Annotated in this window: 21 protein-coding genes and 1 tRNA gene; 18 read left to right on the forward strand and 4 right to left on the reverse strand. The window is 41.9% G+C overall.

Going from position 1 to position 22,493, the window contains the following annotated elements:
* Positions 1-42: 42 nt before the first annotated feature.
* The 14 genes from M2273_RS13680 to M2273_RS13745 all read left to right on the forward strand — a co-directional run bounded on the left by M2273_RS13680 (position 43) and on the right by M2273_RS13745 (position 13,905).
* The gene (locus M2273_RS13680; RefSeq protein ID WP_429397688.1) at positions 43-2,721 is read left to right on the forward strand and encodes a family 78 glycoside hydrolase catalytic domain; all 2,679 of its coding nucleotides are present in this window, start codon (positions 43-45) and stop codon (positions 2,719-2,721) included.
* Between the two features lie 140 nt (positions 2,722-2,861).
* Entirely contained in the window at positions 2,862-3,506 is a 645-nt protein-coding gene (locus M2273_RS13685) for an START domain-containing protein (protein WP_429397690.1), read from the forward strand.
* A 490-nt stretch (positions 3,507-3,996) separates the two neighbouring features.
* A complete protein-coding gene (locus M2273_RS13690; RefSeq protein ID WP_429397692.1) occupies positions 3,997-4,737 on the forward strand; it encodes a (Fe-S)-binding protein in 741 nt (246 codons plus the stop codon).
* Positions 4,734-6,119, forward strand: coding sequence for a lactate utilization protein B (locus tag M2273_RS13695; protein WP_429397694.1), 1,386 nt, complete (start codon positions 4,734-4,736; stop codon positions 6,117-6,119). The genes M2273_RS13690 and M2273_RS13695 overlap by 4 nt, the downstream gene beginning before the upstream one ends.
* On the forward strand, positions 6,119-6,712 hold the full coding sequence (locus M2273_RS13700; protein ID WP_429397696.1) for a LutC/YkgG family protein: 594 nt from the start codon (positions 6,119-6,121) through the stop codon (positions 6,710-6,712). The genes M2273_RS13695 and M2273_RS13700 overlap by 1 nt, the downstream gene beginning before the upstream one ends.
* Positions 6,713-6,900: 188 nt before the next feature.
* On the forward strand, positions 6,901-7,644 hold the full coding sequence (locus M2273_RS13705; RefSeq protein WP_429397698.1) for an SDR family oxidoreductase: 744 nt from the start codon (positions 6,901-6,903) through the stop codon (positions 7,642-7,644).
* 198 nt (positions 7,645-7,842) lie between these two features.
* Positions 7,843-8,445, forward strand: a complete 603-nt coding sequence (locus M2273_RS13710; RefSeq protein WP_429397700.1) for a TetR/AcrR family transcriptional regulator — start codon at positions 7,843-7,845, stop codon at positions 8,443-8,445.
* 87 nt (positions 8,446-8,532) lie between these two features.
* A complete protein-coding gene (locus tag M2273_RS13715) occupies positions 8,533-8,931 on the forward strand; it encodes a response regulator (RefSeq protein ID WP_429397702.1) in 399 nt (132 codons plus the stop codon).
* A 213-nt stretch (positions 8,932-9,144) separates the two neighbouring features.
* On the forward strand, positions 9,145-9,957 hold the full coding sequence (locus tag M2273_RS13720; RefSeq protein WP_429397704.1) for an oxidoreductase: 813 nt from the start codon (positions 9,145-9,147) through the stop codon (positions 9,955-9,957).
* A gap of 27 nt (positions 9,958-9,984) precedes the next feature.
* Positions 9,985-10,788, forward strand: a complete 804-nt coding sequence (locus M2273_RS13725; RefSeq protein WP_429397706.1) for a helix-turn-helix domain-containing protein — start codon at positions 9,985-9,987, stop codon at positions 10,786-10,788.
* Between the two features lie 117 nt (positions 10,789-10,905).
* The gene (locus M2273_RS13730; RefSeq protein WP_429397708.1) at positions 10,906-11,319 is read left to right on the forward strand and encodes a hypothetical protein; all 414 of its coding nucleotides are present in this window, start codon (positions 10,906-10,908) and stop codon (positions 11,317-11,319) included.
* Between the two features lie 15 nt (positions 11,320-11,334).
* A complete protein-coding gene (locus tag M2273_RS13735) occupies positions 11,335-11,703 on the forward strand; it encodes a DUF1801 domain-containing protein (protein WP_429397710.1) in 369 nt (122 codons plus the stop codon).
* Positions 11,704-11,803: 100 nt separating this feature from the next.
* A tRNA-Arg gene (locus M2273_RS13740) sits at positions 11,804-11,875 on the forward strand.
* A 605-nt stretch (positions 11,876-12,480) separates the two neighbouring features.
* Entirely contained in the window at positions 12,481-13,905 is a 1,425-nt protein-coding gene (locus M2273_RS13745) for an MATE family efflux transporter (protein ID WP_429397711.1), read from the forward strand.
* Positions 13,906-14,005: 100 nt separating this feature from the next.
* Here the strand turns inward: M2273_RS13745 and M2273_RS13750 are convergent, their stop codons facing one another.
* The gene (locus M2273_RS13750; protein ID WP_429397713.1) at positions 14,006-14,368 is read right to left on the reverse strand and encodes a nuclear transport factor 2 family protein; all 363 of its coding nucleotides are present in this window, start codon (positions 14,366-14,368) and stop codon (positions 14,006-14,008) included.
* A gap of 129 nt (positions 14,369-14,497) precedes the next feature.
* On the reverse strand, positions 14,498-15,601 hold the full coding sequence (gene ychF / locus M2273_RS13755) for a redox-regulated ATPase YchF (RefSeq protein WP_429397715.1): 1,104 nt from the start codon (positions 15,599-15,601) through the stop codon (positions 14,498-14,500).
* A 226-nt stretch (positions 15,602-15,827) separates the two neighbouring features.
* On the opposite strand from ychF, the gene mgtE reads away from it, so the two are divergent.
* The gene (mgtE, locus tag M2273_RS13760) at positions 15,828-17,198 is read left to right on the forward strand and encodes a magnesium transporter (protein WP_429397717.1); all 1,371 of its coding nucleotides are present in this window, start codon (positions 15,828-15,830) and stop codon (positions 17,196-17,198) included.
* A 183-nt stretch (positions 17,199-17,381) separates the two neighbouring features.
* On the opposite strand, the gene M2273_RS13765 is transcribed toward mgtE, so the two are convergent.
* Positions 17,382-17,714, reverse strand: a complete 333-nt coding sequence (locus M2273_RS13765) for a DUF3276 family protein (protein WP_429398663.1) — start codon at positions 17,712-17,714, stop codon at positions 17,382-17,384.
* A gap of 130 nt (positions 17,715-17,844) precedes the next feature.
* Positions 17,845-19,632, reverse strand: a complete 1,788-nt coding sequence (locus M2273_RS13770; protein WP_429397719.1) for an ABC transporter ATP-binding protein — start codon at positions 19,630-19,632, stop codon at positions 17,845-17,847.
* Positions 19,633-19,931: 299 nt separating this feature from the next.
* Here M2273_RS13770 and M2273_RS13775 point away from each other — a divergent pair, with 299 nt between their 5' ends.
* Genes M2273_RS13775 through M2273_RS13785 form a run of 3 tightly spaced genes read left to right on the forward strand, consistent with a single transcriptional unit; the run spans position 19,932 to position 22,485 of the window.
* Positions 19,932-21,014: a Glu/Leu/Phe/Val family dehydrogenase gene (locus M2273_RS13775; protein ID WP_429397721.1), complete on the forward strand. Its 1,083-nt coding sequence runs from the start codon at positions 19,932-19,934 to the stop codon at positions 21,012-21,014.
* A 53-nt stretch (positions 21,015-21,067) separates the two neighbouring features.
* On the forward strand, positions 21,068-22,015 hold the full coding sequence (gene nusB, locus M2273_RS13780) for a transcription antitermination factor NusB (protein WP_429397723.1): 948 nt from the start codon (positions 21,068-21,070) through the stop codon (positions 22,013-22,015).
* Between the two features lie 11 nt (positions 22,016-22,026).
* Positions 22,027-22,485 (forward strand): DUF1573 domain-containing protein, encoded by a 459-nt coding sequence (locus M2273_RS13785; protein ID WP_429397725.1) that lies wholly within the window; start codon positions 22,027-22,029, stop codon positions 22,483-22,485.
* Positions 22,486-22,493: the final 8 nt, after the last annotated feature.

The following is a 22,493-nucleotide window of genomic DNA, read 5'->3' on the forward strand; positions in this document are numbered from 1 at the left end:
AAAAGCATTTTCCTATATTTATAAACCGCTTTATCGCACTATATGAAACAACCCTTATGTAAGCTTGCGCTTTACACCGCTTTATTATTTAATAATCTTTTTATTATTCCGGCCTATGCGGCTGTACCTGGTAAAGCTGCCGGTTTACAATGTGAACACTTGCTTAATCCCATAGGTATTGATGCTCCGCATCCCCGCTTAACATGGTTACTGACCGATGAACAGCAGGGCGCCGCGCAAACCGCTTACCAGCTTTTTGTGGGTACAGATTCTGCTTCGGTAAGTGCAGGTAAAGGCGATAGCTGGCTAACCACCAAAATTATGTCGGCGGCAAATTTGGTGAGCTATCAGGGTAAACCTTTACAACCTTTTACTAAGTATTATTGGCGTGTTCAGCTATGGGATCAGGCCGGTAAAAAATTAAGCGCGTCGGCCATTGCCAGTTTTGAAACCGGTATGATGAATATGCGTAACTGGAAAGGTTCGTGGATTAGTGACAATAAGGGTATCGCTGTTAACCCTGCCCCCTATTTTCGCCGCACGTTCAAGATTGCTAAATCCATCCGCTCTGCAAGGGCTTATATTGCGGTAGCCGGTTTATATGAAATGTATATCAACGGACAAAAAATCGGTAATCACCGGCTCGATCCCATGTACACCCGGTTTGACAGGCGTACTTTATATGTAGCCTATGATGTTACCACCCAACTACAAAGCGGCAAAAATGCCATTGGCGTATTATTAGGCAATGGCTGGTATAACCACCAGAGCACCGCGGTTTGGTTTTTTCACCAGGCTCCCTGGCGCGGTCGCCCTACGTTTTGTATGGATCTGCGCATTACCTATACCGATGGTTCCGAAGAAACCATATCATCAAACACCCAATGGAAAACCTCGCTTAGTCCGGTAGTATTTAACAGCATTTACACTGCTGAGCATTATGACGCCCGCCGTGAACAAGCCGGCTGGAACACGCCCAATTTTATTGACAGCGCCTGGAAACCGGTCATTAACCGCGCGGCGCCATCACAAAACATAGTAGCCCAAAGCCTGCAGCCTATTCGTAATGTAGAGGAAATAGCTGCCAAAAGCATCACCAAAATTGACAATAACCTGTGGGTGTTTGATATCGGTCGTAATATTTCGGGCGTAAGCCAGATCACCGTAAAAGGCGATTCGGGCACAGTCATCCGCCTTAAACACGCCGAACGGATGAACAAGAACGGCCATGTTGATCAATCTAATATCGACTTGCACTATCGCCCTACAGATGATAAAGACCCTTTTCAGACTGATATCTTTATCTTAAGCGGTAAAGGTGAAGAAACCTTTATGCCTAAATTTAACTACAAAGGTTTTCAATATGTAGAGGTAAGCAGCAACAAACCTGTTGAACTGACCAAAGAAAGCCTGAAAGCTTATTTTATGCACAGCGACGTTGCACCAATTGGCACGGTAACATCATCAAACAAAACTCTAAACCAAATTTGGACTGCTACCAATAATTCCTATCTCAGCAACTTGTTTGGCTACCCTACCGATTGCCCGCAGCGCGAAAAGAACGGCTGGACAGGCGATGCCCATATAGCCTGCGAAACCGGTCTTTATAGCTTTGATGCGATAACTATTTACGAAAAATGGCTTGCCGACCATCGTGACGAGCAGCAACCTAACGGCGTATTGCCATCCATTATCCCAACCGGTGGCTGGGGTTACGAGTGGGGCAACGGGCCAGACTGGACCAGTACTATTGCCATTATCCCCTGGAACATTTATCTGTTTTATGGCGATAGCAAGCTGCTGGCCGATAGCTACGCCAGCATTGAAAAATATGTAAACCACATTGATGAGCTTTACCCAACCGGCCTCACCAGCTGGGGTCTTGGCGATTGGGTACCTGTAAAATCGGTTTCGCCGGTTGAGCTTACTTCATCAGTTTATTATTATGCCGATGCCTGTATATTGGCCAAAACAGCCAAAATATTGGGTAAACAGGCCGATTTCACAAAATACTCGGCCCTGGCTAATAAAATTAAGAATGCCATCAACACCAAATATCTGAACACCGAAACCGGCATGTACGGTAAGGGTTTGCAAACGGAACTGAGTGTACCGCTTTATTGGGATGTAGTACCGCAAAATCTGAAGGGAAAAGTAGCCGCCAACCTTGCACAGCGTGTAGCTGCTGATAATTACCATCTTGACGTGGGCATACTGGGTGCCAAAGCCATTTTAGGCGCGCTGAGTGATAATGGTTATCCTGATGTAGCCTATAAAATAGCATCGCAGGAAACTTACCCTTCATGGGGATGGTGGATGGTGAACGGGGCAACTACACTTTATGAAAACTGGAAGATCGATGCAAAATTTGACATATCATTGAACCATATCATGTTTGGCGAAATTGGGGCCTGGCTATACAAAGGCATCGCAGGCATACACCCTGATCAGGACCATCCTGGTTTTAAGAACGTACTGTTGCAACCAAATTTTGTAGCCGGACTCAATGAATTTACAGCCACCCATAATGGGCCTTATGGCAAAATAATATCCTCATGGCAAAGGAGCAATACCGGTGTTACCTATAGGATAACGGTACCCGCTAACTCAACCGCGACCATCAAATTTCCGGAAGGTAAAGTATACCAGGGAGCAAAGCCAATAACAGGCACACAGCAGTATAAAGTGACCGCGGGTAGTTATGTTTTTGACGTGAAATAATTATCACCTCAATTGACATAAGTATATCATATTTACATTCACTTAACACCAAATGACCTTGTTTTGACAGGCCGGTTAATTAACCGGCCTGTTTTGTATATACTTTTGTTACATCAATAATTATTATTGGTGTACTTATCATGTATAAAAAAATAACCTTAATACTCCTGCTTTTAATAACGCTAACTACAGCCAATGCCGACGAACCCTGGTCATTAAGTACCACTAAAGAAGGTATTAAGGTTTATACACGTCACGTACCCAATTCAAAAATAAAGGCCATTAAGGTAGAGTGCTCATTAAATGCGACGCCGGCGCAGTTGGTTGCCGTATTAATGGATATAAAAGGCAGTATTGACTGGGTATACCATACCAAATCTGTTAATTTGATAAAACAGGTATCACCATCAGAATTATACTATTACTCAGAGGTGAATATACCATGGCCCTTGCATAATCGCGATTTTATTGCCCATATAAAAGTAACACAGGACCCTGCAACCAAAGTAATCACAGTTGATGCCCCCTGCCTCGCGGATATGGTACCCGTTAAGGATGGAATAGTGCGCATTGAACACTCCGTAGGTAAATGGATAATTACCCCAACCGATAACGGACAGGTGAAAGTAGAATATACCCTGCATTTGGATGCAGGCGGCAGCGTACCGGCCTGGCTGTTAAATATGTTTATTACTCAGGGCCCAACAGAAAGCTTTATAAAACTAAAAGCACAACTTCAAAAACCAGCTTACAAAAATGTTAAGTTGGCTTATATTGCTGATTGAAAAGCACTCAGTTTCCGCTTAAATTAACCATTCTCGATAATACCGTCATTGCGAGGTACGAAGCAACTTTTTCACCACTTTGTCATTCTGAGCATAGCGAAGAATCTAATCGCCGAATAGATCCTTCGTTCCTCAGGATGACAAATTTATTATTTGCTTCGTTCCTCGCAATAACGCGCCTTTATTAATTGTCAGGCAAATCAAAGTCCTCTCCTTTGGAGAGGATTTAGTTGAGGCTCTACGCTAATTACCATTAATCTTTTGCAAAAAAAGCTGATAACACTTGCCAACTATAACTGTAATTTCGTTCCTTAGTATTCAACTGTACAAGTTACATTTATTAATAAGTAAAGGATAAAACCAATCAGCCATTTTCTTAAAACTTAAGGCTGCACTTGTTTTAAACTATACTTTAAGATGCCACAGGACAGTTTTACAATTTATAACCATTAATATTGCTTTAACCAATTAAAGTAAACAAACAAATAAAATGAAGGTAGCTTTATTTGTCCCCTGCTATGTTGATCAGTTTTATCCCAAAGCGGCCATTGCCACGTTGGAGCTGCTCGAAAAACTTGGCGTTGAGGTTCATTATCCTAAAAATCAAACCTGCTGCGGGCAGCCTATGGCAAACTCTGGCTATGAGCACCTTACAACAGGCTGCAATAATTTATTTATTGATAATTTTTCGGGCTATGACTATATCGTATGCCCATCGGGCAGCTGTACCCTGCATATCAAAGAGCACCTTCATTCGCCCCAGAAAGAGGACCAGGCTATTGACATCAGAAAAAGGGTTTATGAGCTTACCGAATTTTTGGTTGATGTATTAAAGGTGGAGCAATTGCAGGCGCGTTTCCCTTATAAAGTAGGCTTGCACCAGAGCTGCCATGGCCTGCGGGGCTTGCACATATCGCAAATGAGCGAACTGGTTGCCCCGGCCTTTAGTAAACCTGCGCAATTGCTGGATATGGTGGAGGGCCTGGAGCTGGTACCCCTGAGCCGGCAGGACGATTGCTGCGGCTTTGGAGGAACGTTTTGTGTTGCCGAAGAAGCAGTATCATCAAAAATGGGAAAAGACCGCGTTGATGATCATATTGAGCATGGCGCCCAGTATATAACCTCGGCCGATCTTTCGTGCCTGATGCACATGGAAGGTATTTTACGCAGGCAAAAAAGCGATGTTAAAGTAATTCATGTTGCCGAAATTTTAAATCACTACCAGCCATGAGTAACGTTACCGAAAAAAGCCACGCTGAATTAGCGGCAGCCTTTAATAAAGACGAGCCACGGGTTGACTGGCATGATGAAACCCTATGGTGGGTACGCGCCAAGCGCGACATTGCCGCTCATAAATTACCCGAGTGGGAACTACTGCGCGAAACAGCATCGCAGATCAAGAACAACGTACTATCAAACCTGAGCGAATACCTGGAGCAGTTTGAAGCTAATGCGATAAAGAACGGTGTGATAGTGCACTGGGCTGCTGATGCCGCTGAACATAACAGGATAATACATCAGCTACTACAGGAGCGTGGCATCAACCGTATGGTTAAAAGCAAATCAATGCTTACCGAGGAGTGTCATTTAAATGAATATTTGAAAGATCAGGGTGTTGATGTGATAGACTCTGACCTGGGCGAGCGCATTGTACAGCTAGCCGGCGAACCGCCAAGCCATATTGTACTGCCCTGCATCCATAAAAAGAAAGAAGAAATAGGCGATATTTTTCATGAGCATTTAGGCTCGGCCAAAGGTGAATCGGACCCTAAAATATTGACCGAAACTGCCCGTCAGCATCTGCGCGAAGTATTTTTAACCCGCCGTGCCGCTCTTACGGGCGTAAACTTTGCTGTTGCCGAAACCGGCGAATTTGTAATATGCACCAATGAAGGCAATGCCGATATGGGAGCCCATCTGGCCGAGATCCACATAGCCTCGATGGGGATAGAAAAGATTATCCCGGAAAGGAAACACCTGGGCGTATTTTTAAGGCTGCTTACCCGTAGTGCTACAGGGCAACCTATCACTACTTATTCAAGTCATTTCAAAAAACCGCAACAAGGTCGCGAAATTCATATCGTAATTGTAGATAATGGCCGTAGTATACAATTAGGCAGGGAGGATTTTCGTAATTCATTGAAATGCATCCGTTGCGGGGCCTGTATGAACACTTGCCCGGTTTACCGTAAAAGTGGAGGCCATAGCTACCATACTGCCATTGCAGGTCCTATAGGCTCCATACTGGCACCCAACCTGGATATGAAAAAGTATGCCGACCTGCCCTTCGCGTCAACGCTTTGCGGCTCGTGCAGTAATGTGTGCCCGGTTAAAATTGATATTCATGACCAGCTTTATAAATGGCGGCAGGTTATTGTAAAAGAAGGCTACAGTCCTACTGCAAAAACCATAGCCATGAAGGCTATGGCATTTACCTTGTCGTCACCTGCGCTGTACAGATCGGGAGGTAAAGTTGCACGCCTGGCATTTAAATACGCTCCTTTTGCAGTTAATAATCAATTAAATCCATGGTACAAACACCGCGAAATGCCTAAGGCACCTCAGGAATCATTTGGCGAATGGTACAGCAAAAGAAAGGAAGGACAAAACTAATGAGCAGGGAAAAAATATTAGCGGCAGTTAAAGCAAACCAATTTGATCATGCCGAACTACCCGACCTTGAAATATTAAATACCTTGACGGCTACTGAAGGCGATCTGGTTCAGCAATATACGGCTATAGCCAGTGCAGGAGGTAGTTTTGTTTATGAGGTGGCTAATTTTGAAGCTATAAAAAACATATTACATAAAGAGTTTAAACCGGGGGTAAAAATCATTTCGGGCATTAAAGAACTGGATGATTATACCTTTGCAGGCAGCGTAGCCGATGAACTGGCGCATAGCTTTGCCGATGTTGAACTAACCATACTGCGATCATATCTGGGTGTTGCCGAGAACGGCGCATTGTGGCTAACCGAAACCGAAATGAATGTGAGGGTATTACCCTTTATAAGTCAGCATTTGGCCGTTGTGATCAGCAAGGATGATCTGGTACCTACCATGAGCCAGGCTTATGCTAAAATTGGCAGTGTAGAATATGGCTACGGAGCATTTATAGCCGGTCCGTCAAAAACCGCGGATATTGAACAATCCCTTGTGATAGGTGCTCATGGGCCCAGGAGTTTGTCGGTTTTTATATTACCATAACCCCTTTTTAATGAATATATATTTGTATCAGCCTGCTATTTAAAAAAATAGCAGGCTTCTTTTTTTATATCTTTAATAAAACTTAAAATCAGCCCATTAAAATGATGACACAGGAATGAATATCACCTATTGTTAAAATATACCGATTGGTATATTTTTGTTCTATCAAAATAAAAACATTAAATAAAATGAAAACCTCACAAAATACAGTACTTATTACAGGTGGAAGCGCAGGTATAGGTTTTGAATTAGCCAAACAATTATCAGCCAAAAACAATCATGTAATTATTGTTGGCCGTAACCCGGAACGCCTGCAAAAAGCAGCCGCGCTGTTGCAAAATGTAACCGCTATTAATGCTGATATATCAGATGCCGCCGATGTAGAAACGCTGGTAGCCAAACTGATCAGTGATTTCCCCAATCTGAACATCGTGATCAACAATGCAGGTGCTGCCAGCTTAAGCGACCTTCTTAACAATACCGATACTTTTGAAAAAGCAAGTGCCGAAATGCATACCAATTACCTGTCGGTGATAAGACTTAATGAAAAACTGTTGCCAACACTCAAAAAACAAAGTGAAGCAGCTATCGTAAATGTGTCATCAATAGTAGCATTTGTGCCTGGTAAGGTAACCGCAACTTATTCTGCAAGTAAAGCCGCACTGCACTCCTACACCCAGGCATTAAGAGTTGCCCTGGCAGAAACACCTGTTAAAGTATTTGAACTGATGCCTCCATTAGTTGATACTGAATTTTCTACAGAAATAGGCGGTCACAATGGCATCCCTGCATCGCAGGTTGCTGATGAGTTTTTAGCCGGTTTGGAAACTGATAATTATGAGATCAGGGTTGCAGGTACCGAACAATTGTACCAGCTATACCTGTCATCACCCGCCGAAGCTTTAAAAGCATTGCATAGCCGCACCAGTTAATTGACGGGCAATTAGCTTGTGTATAATTAAAAGCATAATCATAACGCTAAAAACTCATGTCATTTCGACGAGGAACGAGGAGAAATTTTCTCCTTCGTTCCTCTTGTGCAAACTTTGACAAAGCACAATATAACTTCCTATACCTGATCATCGTTTATCAAATTATAATATTAAAATACCAGTTGGTACATTTGCATTATGGAAAATGAATTATCAAAAGCTGATAGAACCCGTCAGTTTATTGTAGAAACCACTGCAGGTATATTTAACAAAAAGGGATATGCAGGTACTTCGTTATCTGATTTAACCCAGGCTACCGGACTTACCAAGGGCAGCATATATGGTAATTTTAAAAATAAAGAAGAAGTTGCCGTAGCCGCATTTGAATACAATACATCCAAAGTACGCAAGCAGATAATGCAGCTTATTCAAAAGGCCCCCACCTATCATGAAAAACTCATGGTTTATGCCAAAGTTTATCACAGCTTTACCACAGTAAACTTTCCTGAAGGCGGTTGCCCCATACTGAATACCGCTGTTGATGCAGATGATACCAACCCTGTATTAAAAGAAAAAGCCGCCAGGGTTATTTTGAGGTGGAAAAAAGGCATTGAAGAATTGATACAAGCCGGCATTACTACCGGCGAGTTCAGAAAAGATATTGATACCACCCAAACGGCCCTTTCCATTATCGCGTTGATTGAAGGGGGCATCATGATAGCTAAAGTAACCAGCACCCCGGCTAATTTAGATACGGTACTAAAAACCGTTAATAATATAATAACGGAGCTTGAGGCTTAAGCTGTAACTTAATTATTACAGCAATAAGTTTTGAGTTAAAAACAAAAGTTATCAACCAAACGTTATTATCAATACCAATTTAATAATATGCCTAAAAAAATTTTAGTCCTTGATGATAGCGAGGATATACTCGAAATGATGAAAGACGCTCTCGAGATGGAGGGTTACGAGGTTCAGGTGCTCAATTTTACCGATGATATATGTAAGGCAGCTATCAGTTACAATGCCGACATGGTAATATTGGACTACATATTATTTGGAATAAATGGCGGCGAACTTTGCCACATACTAAAAACCACGCCCGCGACGGCGCACATCCCGGTGATCATGGTATCTGCTTATCCAAGGGTACTTGAATCATTGGGCAATTACGGATCCGATGCCTTTATAGCAAAGCCATTTAATCTTTCGGACATAAGCAATGCCATAAAAAGTTGCTTTTTAAAAGCAGGCGATGGTGTTGAACATGCCGATTGTGATTTTTAAATAATTAAATTATTTAACAGGCTGTTATACCGAACCTGTCGAAACATGATGCGTAAACTTCTACGCATGCCCTTCGACATGCTCAGGGTGACAGCTTTGTTTTTTTACTACCCACTCTCCTGAGCTTTTCACCAAAGCAAAGTTGAGCTACTCAGCAAACCTCCCCCCTGCTTTTACCCGCACTTTTGTTTTGTAATAAACAAAACAGAAAAAATGAAAAAGATCATATTAATAACCGGCGCCTCTGCCGGCATGGGTAAGGAAATGGCTATACACTTATTACAAGACGGCCATATTGTTTATGGTGCGGCGCGCAGGGTTGATAAAATGAGCAATATCCAACAACTTGGCGTAAAGGTTTTGGCTATGGATGTAACCGACGAAACATCAATGGTTGCAGGTGTTGAAACTATAATTAAAGCCGAAGGCCGCATTGATGTATTGATAAACAACGCCGGTTTTGGCTCATACGGCGCCATTGAGGATGTACCCATCAGTGATGCCCGTTACCAACTGGAGGTAAATGTATTTGGCGCTGCCCGGTTAATACAATTGGTGTTACCACATATGCGGGATCGGCATTACGGTAAAATCATCAATATATCATCCATCGGCGGTAAGTTTGCAGCAGCACTTGGCGGTTGGTATCATGCCAGCAAGTTTGCGTTGGAGGCCTTAAGCGATAGTCTGCGTAACGAGGTAAAGCAATTTGGTATTGATGTAGTTGTAATTGAACCAGGCGGTGTAAAATCTGAATGGAGCGAGATAGCAATGGATAGCTTGATGAAGATCTCGGGCGATACAGAGTACCGGTCTTTAGCCAAACAATTTGCGGGCATTGCTCTAAAAGCCAATGCAAAAAATGCCGACCCGATAGTTATTGTAAACCTTATCAGGAAAGCCATAGCAGCCAAAAATCCCAAAACCCGCTACCACGGTGGTTACATGGCTGCACCTGCGCTGTTCATGCGAAAAATACTGCCCGACCGTACATTTGATAAAATGTTGTTGAGCCAATTAAAGTAATGGGTATATTTAAAAACGCCGATCAAAATGAAAGATAAAAGCCACATTCTGTTCAACAACCTGCTGTACTCCTGTGTTGATAAAAAACAGCGCGGTAATGAATCCTTTGTACCTGAGCATGCTTTCGGGTACATTATATCGGGCGAAACCCATCAGAAAACGAATGAAGGCATCAGGGTTTTTAAAGCGGGTACAGTAGGGCTCATCCGCAGGAACCAGCTGATCAAATCAGAGAAAATTCCCGGTCCGGAAGGCGAATTTAAATCGATCAATATATTTTTTGACCAGGCTTTTTTACGCAGATACAGTGCAGAGCATAAACTTGGCCCGGCCAAACCCTACACGGGTGACTCTGTGCACCTGCTCCCTCCCGACCCATTCATCAAAGGATATTTTGACTCTTTACTACCTTATTTTAATCATCCCGAACAATCCAGCAATACCATAGCCGATCTGAAAACAAAAGAGGCCGTTGAGTTGCTACTAAGATTGAACCCGACATTTTACGATTTCCTCTTTGATTTCAGCGAACCTTACAAAATTGACCTGGAGGCTTACATGAACCAGAACTATATGTTCAATGTACCCGCGGCCCAGTTTGCCAAGCTTACCGGCCGTAGCCTGGCCAGTTTTAAACGGGATTTTGAAAAGGTGTTCCACACTTCGCCGGGGCAATGGCTACAGCAAAAACGGCTTTCAGAGGCTTATTATCTGATCAGGGAAAAAGGCCAGAAACCATCTGAAGTGTACCTTGACGTAGGGTTCGAAAACTTGTCGCATTTTTCATATACGTTTAAAAAAGCATTTGGAGTGGTGCCTTCAAAGGTGTAGCTTATAATTTTGCATAGTATACCATTCAATTCTATTAAGATAGAAGTTTGTTTTTCAGTTTGTTTTAGATAAATTTATACAAGCATACTGCTAATACATTTAAAACCTAAAAACCGCATGAACTGGAACCTGATACTCAAACTTTCCCTATTTGGTTTGGCATTGGGCATTGCTACCGCCTTTATTATTCCCAGTAACATTGAGGGAATTTTTTGGCTGGCTATTTTCATTATCAGCGCATACTTTATTGCTAAAAATTGCACATATATGTATTTTGCCAATGGGTTTTGTTTAAGCCTGTTAAACTGTGTATGGATCATAGCTGCCCACCTCATTTTTTTCGAACCTTACATGGCCAGCCATGCTAAAGAAGCCGATATGTATAACAATAATCTCCTCCATCTTTCGCCCCGGGTTGCCTTAACCATCATTGGCGTTGTAATAGGTATAGTTTCGGGATTGGTGCAGGGGCTATTTGCCTTTATTGCTTCAAAAATTGTAAAAAACAGGGCTATCCCTTTTCAGGATTAACCGCTTGTTTCGCTCATGCTTACACAACTTGATAATTTTTACCTGCAAAAAGAAGAACCTGTTAAGGGCTGTCTGTTAGCCTTACGGGAGATTATTTTAAAGCAGGACAAGGATATTTCGGCAGCATGGAAGTACGGGATGCCGTTTTTTTGTTACAAGGGCAAAATGTTCTGCTATTTATGGGTGCATAAAAAACTTCACCAACCCTACATAGGCATTGTTGAAGGAAAAAGATTTGATCACCCCAACCTGATCATCGAAAAACGCTCGCGGATGAAGATCATGCTTTTTGAAGCCGATCAGGACCTGCCTATTGAAGCCATCCAGGCTATTTTAAAACAGGCTATTGACCTGTATAAAACCGGAGTGATAAAAATTAGGTGATGAGGCGTAGCTACGCTCAAATAAAAGAGATCATAACCCGATCAATTTTTGAACATTCCATAACCGGATAAACAATTGAATGTATATCTTTGCAGCAAATGCTCCCGTAGTTCAACGGATAGAATTATGGTTTCCGGTACCATCGATATGAGTTCGAATCTCGTCGGGAGCACAAAAGCCTCTCAGATTTTATCTGAGGGCTTTTTTATTATCTAAACAAGTTTCTTAATCATCACAATGTGATATATGATTAATATTTAAAATAGAATCTATTTCCTGGAGAAAATGTTGGTGCTCTGTTTCGTCAAACTTTATTTGATTTAAGTCGGCGTAATCACTATAAGTTTTGGGCTTATTCCTCTCTTTAAAAATAATCACAAGGGGTATACAGACCTGTATTACCATAAAGGCCAATGTAAGCTGGAACATGTATGTGATCAGCGTCTCCATATAATAAAGACAAATCAGGAATTAATTGGTGTTGTTAATTTAACGATTTTCTTTGATATTATTTATATAAAAGTTGATAAAAATATCGCTGTTTACCTGCTTTTCACATAAAAAAAAGGTAGTTTTTTAATTAAATCATTTTATTGTCGTTTTCATTGTTTGGCCTGTTATTACCACTATTAGTATTTTTTAAAATTCCCGGTAACAATTGAGACATAAGTGTATCTATAGAAGATATTGATTTCCGAACTTGCGTAACCAAAAGGTTTCATTATATTTGCAGCCCGGATACAACGCAACTACCTAAAATAATACAAGCTTATATTTATGTCACAGTCAATTACTACAAAGAGTAAGGTATCTTCTTTTTTCTCGGTTTTAAAGCAAGCGATAAAGGGCCAGGAAGTTGATCTGACCGCTATTAGCATTAAAAGAGCCATTGTTTTGTTAGCCATCCCCATGATGCTGGAAATGGCAATGGAATCTGTTTTTGCGCTGGTCGACCTTTATTTTGTAGGTCATTTAGAAAACAGCAGTCATGCCATTCAAACAGTAGGTTTAACCGAATCTGTATTAACCGTAATATATTCATTGGCTATAGGTTTAAGTATGGCCGCAACCGCAGTTGTTGCCCGTCGTATTGGCGAGAAAAACCCCGAAGCGGCATCAAAAGCAGGAATGCAAACTATCTTAATTGCTGTATTTATTAATCTGGCCATCAGCATTTTTGGATTTCTGCATGCCCGCGACCTGCTTTTAATTATGGGCGCCTCGACCGAAACTGCAGATCATGGAACTCCATTCGTTCGCATCATGATGGGCGGTAGTCTCATTATCGTATTGTTGTTTTTAATAAATGGTATTTTCAGGGGAGCCGGCAATGCCGCCATCGCCATGCGTAGTTTGTGGATAGCCAATATTGCGAACATTATTTTATGCCCCATTTTTATCAGGGGCATAGGCCCTATCCCGGCGTTTGGTTTAACAGGTGCGGCCATAGCCACCAGCATTGGCCGTGGCCTGGGTGTTAGTTACCAGATCTACAATTTATTTAATGGTAAAAATGCTTTAAAAATACGTATAAGCTATTTCATACCCGACTGGCAGCAGATCAAAGCGATTATTAAAATTGCCGCACCCGGTATTTTACAATTTGTGATAGCCAGTTGCAGCTGGATATTTTTGGCGCAATTGGTTGCCACAACCGGCGGCGACCATGGTTCGGCTGGCTACCAAACATCACTGCGGCTAATGATGTTTTTCCTGCTGCCTGCATGGGGACTGAGCAACGCGGCAGCAACACTGGTTGGACAAAATTTGGGTGCCGGGCACTTGGACAGGGCAGAACAATCGGTATTTCAAACTATAAGATACACGGTTGTGTTTTTAGGCATTGTGAGCATCCTGTTTTTAACCTGCGGACATTTATTTGCCTCATTTTTTACAGATGATGAGGCGGTTAAAAAAGTAGCCACCCGGTCTTTACAAATTTTAAGTGGCGGTTTTGTTATTTACGGTGTAGGCATGGTTTTAACCAGTGCTTTTAATGGTGCCGGCGATACCTGGACACCAACTAAAATTAACGTTTTTACATTTTGGTTGTTCCAAATTCCTTTCGCTTATTTATTAGCCAAGTATTTTGCAATGGGGCCAACCGGTGTTTTTATTTCCATCCCGGTTGCCGAAGTTGGATTAAGTATAGCGGCTTACATATTATTTAAGGGTGGAAAATGGAAAAAAACGATGGTTTAAAGTACAAGAGGCAACAATGTTAATACCAAAAAAAGAGGGTTTACTTTAACTAAGTAAACCCTCTTTCAAATTTAAACGAGGATGTTTATCCCTTATTTACTTACGGAATTTTTACTGCCTGGCGGGCCAGCAGTTGCCATTGGTCATTACTTTTAATCCATACCAGTAATATACCAAGTTTTACAGTGCCGGGGCCCTTGCCTTTATCGTTGCTCGCTGCCGAAAGGACGTGGCGCACAATTGCTGTGTTGCCTACCACCTTAATAGTTAGATCAGTAATGTCGATAGATACAAAATCTGATGTAGCTGTCACCAGATCATCTATAAACTCTTTTTTGGTTTGTACCTTGCCACTTGAATGGCCGTAGCTTAATTCGCTTGAGGTTAGTTTGTCAAGGGTAGCGCCATCGGCATCTACCATCGCTTTACGTAATTGCTCAACCGCGGTTGTTATTTCAGTCATTGATTTTGAATTTTGAGCAAAGGGCTTTTGTATGTTAATTACAAGTGCTATAAATAAGCAGGCTAAGGTTTTTAATAAAGCAGATCTTTTCATAACGGTTTTTCAAATTTAGGTTTCTGAATGGTTATACTATACGTTAAACCTGAAATGCATAATGTCGCCATCCTGCACAATATAGGTTTTTCCTTCAACACCCAGCTTGCCATTTTCTTTTATTATAGCTTCTGAGCCGTTAAATTTAACAAAATCTTCATATTTAATTACTTCGGCACGAATAAACCCTTTTTCAAAATCGGTATGGATAACACCTGCGGCCTGCGGCGCGGTAAAGCCCTGCGTAATGGTCCAGGCACGTACTTCCTGCACACCGGCAGTAAAATAGGTGGCCAGGTTAAGCAAACGATAGGCAGCTTTGATCAACTTGTTCACACCTGATTCTGTAAGACCAAGGTCATTCAAAAACATCTGGCGTTCCTCGTATGATTCCAGTTCAGCTATCTCCGCCTCTATTTGTGCCGATATGATCAGCACTTCGGCGTTTTCTTCTTTTACAGCCGCCTTTACCCGCTCCACATACGCGTTACCTGTACTAACAGAACCCTCGTCAACATTACAAACATACATTACCGGTTTAGCGGTAAGCAGCCATATATCAGCAATGTATTCCTTATCCTCTTCGGCAACCGGGGCCGTACGGGCCGATTTACCCGAAAGCAGGTGATTTTTATAAACGGTTAAAACATCAAAGGTTTTTTTAGCTTCTTTGTCGCCGCCGGTTTTAGCCATTTTTTCAACCTTCTGGATCTTTTTTTCTATCGAATCCAGATCCTTCAGCTGCAATTCGGTATCAATGATCTCTTTATCACGTATCGGGTCAACCGAGCCGTCAACATGTATCACATTGTCATTATCAAAGCAACGCAGCACATGTATAATGGCGTTTGTAGCACGTATGTTAGCCAAAAACTGGTTACCCAAACCTTCGCCTTTACTGGCACCTTTAACAAGGCCGGCTATATCAACAATTTCAATAACGTTTGGCACTACGGCCTTTGGTTGTACTATTTCGGTAAGCTTGGTTAAACGCTCATCCGGCACAGTAATTACGCCCACATTTGGCTCAATGGTACAAAACGGAAAGTTGGCCGCCTGTGCCTTGGCATTTGATAAGCAATTAAAAAGTGTTGATTTGCCCACATTTGGTAAACCCACTATCCCACATTGTAAACCCATATTATATAAATTTTGCCCCCTCTAAATCTCCCCCGGAAGGGGAGACTTCCTGTTTATTATGTTTATAATAGCCCTCCCTTCCGGGGAGGGTTGGGTGGGGCTTAAATTTGCGCAAAGATAACAGAAAATTTTGCCTTATAATTTGAAAAAATAAACGACTTTTGCCCTCGTCAAAATAAGGCAAACAGGTTAATAATAAGATGTAAAAAACAAGGGGGATCCGCTTATGAAAGAAATGGTTGAGCAAATAGAATTGTTACTGGAACAGAATGATGATAGCCAATTACAGGAATATTTGAACAACCTAAATATATCGGATGTTGAAGAGCTGATAGATGAGCTCCCTGAACATGGCCCCCGATTTATTGAAACCCTGTCGTTAAACCGCGCCGTTAACGTTTTCCGCATATTAGATTCGCCCACCCAGGAGCGTATCATTAAAAAACTATCCGGTCAAAAAGTTGCCGATCTGATTAATGAGCTGCCTCCTGATGACCGTACCGCCCTATTTAGTGAATTGCATGGTGATGCCGTTCAAAAACTGATCCAGCACCTGTCGCCCGAAGATCGTAAGGAAGCATTATCTCTTTTAGGATACGAGGAAGACAGCGTTGGCCGCTTGATGACACCCGATTACATTGCCGTTAAAAAAACATGGGATGTAACCCGGGTATTATCGCATATACGCCGGTATGGTAAAAACTCTGAAACCATTGATGTAATATATGTAATTGACGAAACCGGTCAGTTACTGGATGATATCAGGATCCGTGAGATACTATTGGTTAAACCCGAAACAAAGGTAAGCGACCTGATGGATGGCCGGTTAATAGCCCTGAGTGCCAGCGATCCACAGGAAGAAGCCATCAATATTTTCAGAATGAATAACCGCACGGCCCTGCCCGTGGTTGATAATGAGAACATATTACTGGGCATTGTAACCGTTGATGATATTTTGTGGATAGCCAACGAAGAGTACACCGAGGATATTCAAAAAATTGGGGGTACCGAGGCACTGGATGAACCATACCTGGATATTAATCTATTTAGGCTGGTAAAAAAACGCGTAGGCTGGCTTATCATATTATTCTTAGGCGAAATGCTTACCGCCACGGCCATGGGCTTTTTTGAAAAAGCTATTGAAAAGGCTGTTGTGCTGGCCTTATTTATTCCGCTCATCATATCAAGTGGGGGTAACAGCGGCTCGCAGGCTTCCACCCTAATTATACAGGCTATGGCATTGGGTGAGGTTACCGTTGCCGATTGGTGGCGGGTTATGCGCCGCGAGCTGATGTCGGGCTTAATGCTGGGCTTAACATTGGGATTAATAGGTTTTATGCGGATCTACATCTGGACTATGTTTTCGCCCATTTACGGGCCGCACTGGATATTGGTAGGCTTAACCGTAGGCTGTGCCCTTGTAGGTGTAGTATTATGGGGATCATTAGCCGGCTCCATGTTACCCCTGATCCTGAAAAAGCTTGGCGCCGACCCTGCTACATCCTCAGCCCCGTTTGTGGCCACCCTGGTTGATGTAACCGGACTTATCATTTACTTTACCATCGCCGTAATATTAATGCGGGGCACGCTGCTTTAGGATAAACATTCTCCCTCTTTGTCATCCTGAGCGTAGCGAAGGATCTATTCGTGAACTGTGCATATCGGTGATTAGATTCTTCGCTACGCTCAGAATGACAAATTGTATTAAATTCTTGTCAAACAGAAAAACCTGCTCAAGAGCAGGTTTTTCCTTATGGTATTAGTTTAGTTTTGTTCTTTTTTAAATCTCGAATGAGAAATCTTCATCGGCAGATGCTTTTGCTACTTCAGGGTTTTCGTTGTACTCGTAGCGTTTTTCAACTACGTCCTGATTTGCCTTAATGTACTCTACGGTTTCTTTTAAACCTTCAGCAAACTTTTCGAAGTCTTCTTTATACAAAAATATTTTGTGCTTAATAAAAACACCATCCTCCAACCGTTTTTTACTTTCTGTTATTGTAACATAGTAATCGTTTGAACGGGTTGCTTTCACATCAAAAAAATAAGTCCTCTTCCCGGCTCTCACCTTCTTTGAAAAAACCTCTTCACGCTCTCTATTGTCAAAATCTCCCATAATGAATATACCTGTAATTAGTTTTGGTTGGCATAAATATAAATCAAAAAATGAAAGCGCAAGTATTTTATTCGATTTTATTGAGCTTTTTGAAACTTTTATGCCATTTTTTTGTGTTAAAAAGAAAAAATCAGGCGTCTTGCTCCTCTTCAAGCAATTGTTTTTCGTATAACTCAAAGTAAGTACCCTTCAATTGCATCAGGTAATCATGGGTGCCATGTTCAACAATTTCGCCATTATCCATTACCAATATTTTGTCGGCATTTTTTATGGTCGATATGCGGTGGGATATAATAATGCTGGTCTTATTTTGCATCACCCGTCCCAGGTTGTTCAGTATTTCCTCCTCGGTACGGGTATCAACTGCCGAAAGGCAATCATCAAAGATCAATATCTGCGGATGTTTAAAAATAGCACGCGCGATTGATACCCGCTGCTTTTGTCCACCTGATAATGTTACGCCCCGCTCTCCTATCAGCGTTTCAAAACCTTTTTCCAACTCCATAATATTACTATACACCGCGGCATCTCTGGCTGCTTGCTCTACAACTGGCATATCAAGTACATCGGCACTAAAGGCAATATTATTGGCAATGGTATCAGAAAAAAGGAAAACTTCCTGCGGTACAAAGCCAACTTGCGAACGGTAGCTTTCCAGATTAAGCTGTTGTACAGGTATATGGTCAATGGATATTTGGCCGCCCGTAGTATCATACATACGCATTACCAAATTGGCTATAGTGGATTTTCCCGAACCTGTACGACCAATAATAGCTACCATTTGTCCGGGTTCCACAGTAAATGATACATTTTTAAGGGCATGAATGCCTGTATCCGGATAAGTGAATGATACCTTATTAAATTCAATAGCTCCTTTAACGGTATGTATATTCCCTTCGAGCGATATGATCTCGGGTTTTTCATGCAAAAACTCATTAATACGTTTTTGCGAAGCCGCCGCCCGCTGAATGAGCGAGGTTACCCAACCTAATGATATAACCGGGAAGCTAAGCATGTTTAGGTATACAATAAACTCAGCAATATTGCCCGATGTGATGTTGCCCTTCATTACCTCTACCCCACCCACGTACATCGTGATCACATTGCTCAGGCCTACCAGTAACAGCATAATAGGATAAAACAGGGCCTGCACTTTAACCAGGGCCATGGAATGTGATTTATAATTCTCGCTTTCGGCAGCAAAACTCTTTCGTACAAAACCCTCCCTCACGTATGATTTGATGACCCTGATACCTGAAAAATTCTCCTGCACAAAGCTCGACAAGGTAGATAAACGCTCCTGGATCTGCTCGCTGCGGAAATTGATCACGTTATTTACATAGTAAATGATGCCCGCCAGTATGGGTAGTGGCAGTACAGAAAGGATAGCCAGCCTTACATTTACAGTAAGCATGGCATATATCACCAGCATAAACAACACTACCGTATTAATGGTGTACATAATGCCAGGCCCCAGGTACATGCGCACACGGCTCACATCCTCAGTAACACGGTTCATCAGGTCGCCGGTATTGTGGCGGCGGTAAAACGCTAATGATAGTTTCTGGTAATGGTGATATATTTCATTTTTCAGGTCGTACTCAATATGCCGCGACATGAGGATTATGGTTTGCCGCATAAAAAATAAGAACAACCCACGCAATAACGCCAGTACCAATACCAGTGCCCCAAAAAGCATCAGGCTGCTACCAAAAATATCATATATCATACTTTGCCTGTTAAAGCCGGCAAAAAGCTGGTAAGCACCAATATTTTCGGTAACCAGGTCAAAGGCTACACGTATTACCTGCGCGGGCAACACACCAAAAATGTTGGATATAATTACAAACAGCACACCCGGAATTAACCTCCAGCGATATTTGTAAAAGAATTTATTAAGATAAGCGAGGTCTTTCATAAGTCAGAAAGTCCGGCAAACCAAAAGTCCGGAGCCCGAAGTCTTAAGTCGGGATGTCCGAAGGTTGGGATGTCCGAATGATCAAAAGTATTAAAAAGTTGGGAGAGTAAGATAAGTTAAAAGTCAGGGAAAAGTCTAAAGTCCTTAGCACGTGGTCAGTAATAACAAATTCCGGGTTTTCTGCCTAAAACTTTTCGCCTTTACATAAATCGCCCGAGACTGTATACTAATAAACTTGGTGAGAATAAAAAAAACCTATACTTTTGTCGAGCCTTAAAACATTTTACTACCGTATACTAATGCCTGTTCAACAACCAGAATCTATATTCAGTCAGCTCGATGCCTTCGGACACAAAAAAGTTGTATTTTGCAGCGATCCTGATACAGGTTTAAAAGCCATTATAGCCATTCATGATACTACACTGGGCCCAGCTTTTGGTAGCACACGTATGTGGAACTACAAATCAGAAGCCGATGCGTTGAATGATGTATTGCGCCTGTCAAAAAGCATGACCTATAAATGTGCCGTTGCCGGCCTTAACATGGGTGGTGGTTACTCGGTAATTATTGGCGATTCGCACCGGGATAAAACCGAAGCGAAAATGCGCAAGTTTGGCCGCTTTATTAAAAACCTTAACGGAGAATTTATTACTTCCGAAGATGTAGGCACCAATCCGCGCGATATGGAATACATCCGTATGGAAACCCAGCATGTTACCGGCGTACCAGAAAGCATTGGTGGCAGCGGCGATCCATCGCCCGTAGCTGCACAGGGTGTTTTTATGGGAATAAAGGCTTGCGTAAAAGAACAATTTGGCAGTGATAGTCTTACCGGTAAATCAGTCATAGTACAAGGTGTGGGTCATGTTGGCGAACATCTGGTACGTTTGCTGCGAGATGAGAATGTGAAGGTTTACATTAGTGATATCCAGGAAGATCGTATTGGCCAGATAGCTAAAAAATATGGTGCCGAAGCGGTATCAAACAACAATATTTTTGATATTGATGCCGATATTTATGCGCCATGTGCTTTGGGCGGCACCATTAATACACAAACCATTAATAAGCTTAAATGCGGTATTATAGCAGGCTCGGCCAATAACCAGTTACTTGATGAAGCCGAGCATGGCGCCTTGCTTTTAGATAAGGGGATATTGTTTGCGCCCGATTATGTGATCAACGCAGGCGGTATCATCAACTGCTATTCGGAACTGATGAGCTTTAGCAAAAAACGCACCATGCAGCTTACCGAAAATATTTATGAAGTAACGCGTAATATTTTAAAACTTTCTAAAACAGAAAACATTTCTACTATTACAGCTGCAAATAAAATTGCGGAGAAAAGAATAGCAGACATTAAAAAAGTGAAATCATCCTATTAACAATATCATAATTTTAACCATTCGCCCCCTGGCGGATCAAATCGTTCTTACACATGTTAAACAGAAGGCACCTAAGGGTAAAGGTATTACAAGCGCTATACGCATACCATCAATCGGACACTAAAGACGTTAGGCAACACGAAAAAAATATGCTGAGCGGCATTGACGAGGTATTTGAAATGTACATCTGGATGCTGTCATTAATTTCGGAAGTGGCTAATTATGCGGCAAATGACGCCGAAGAAAGAGCCAACAAACACCTGCCTACCGCCGAAGACCTGAATGCCGACCGCAAAATACTAAGTAACAGGTTTATTCTTACCCTGAATGATAACCGCGACTACCTGATCGCTTTAAAAAAATATAAAGTGGAGTGGCATTTTGAGCCCGAATTGGCCAAGTCACTATTCACTATCCTTAAAAATGCGCCCGAGTATGCCGAATATCTTGCAAAAACCGGTGATACCATACAAACGGATAAAGACATTATTAAATTTATTTTCAAAAAAGTAATTCTAAAATCATCACTGGCCGAGCAGGTTTTTGAAGATAAATTTATTTTTTGGCCTGTTGACCGCGATGTGCTACAAGCATTAATAGCAAAAACATTTAAAAACTTTGCTTACGAGGATGCCAAACTGAATCACCTGGCCGAAATTACAGGCAACTGGGCCGAGGATCGCGAGTTTGTGGTAGACCTGTTTCAGAAAACCGTAAGATTTGATGCACCTTACCAGGAATTGATTGCTGCCAAAACCCAAAACTGGGAGCCTGAGCGTATTGCCATGATGGATACCTTATTAATGAAAATGGCTATTACAGAGTTTGTTAATTTCACATCCATCCCGGTTAAAGTAACCATTAATGAATACCTGGAGATCTCCAAAGAGTTTAGCACGCCTAAAAGTAATTCATTTATAAACGGTATCTTAGACAAGATTTTAATTGACCTTAAAGCAGAGAATAAGATCAAAAAAATAGGCAGAGGATTAATAGAATAATAATTGAACTAATGAAGAAATTGTTTTTAAGCTTAGTAACCGCAGGCGTACTATTATCGGCCTGTAATCAAACTCCGGGCAATGCCTCAACAGCTGCAACCACAGGCGACAGCACAGCGAATAAAACTGCTGCAACTACCGCTAATGCAGCAATTGCGCCCGTAATGAAGTTTGAAAAAGAAAGTCATGACTTTGGTAAAATTAAACAAGGCGATAAAGTTAGCTACGATTTTAAATTCATAAACAATGGCAAATCGCCGTTGATCATTACTGACGCGGTTGCAAGCTGCGGCTGTACCACACCTGAATGGCCTAAAACCCCGGTTAAACCAGGTGAAAGCGGTTTGATCAAAGTTGTATTTAACAGTGCGGGCAAAACAGGTTTGCAGGATAAACAAATAACCATTACCGCCAATACGGTACCCGCCCAAAACATGGTGCATTTAATTGGCGAAGTTTTAACGAAATAACAATTAAT

This window comes from Mucilaginibacter lappiensis, from assembly GCF_050433765.1.
Taxonomy (GTDB): Bacteria; Bacteroidota; Bacteroidia; order Sphingobacteriales; family Sphingobacteriaceae; genus Mucilaginibacter; species Mucilaginibacter lappiensis_A.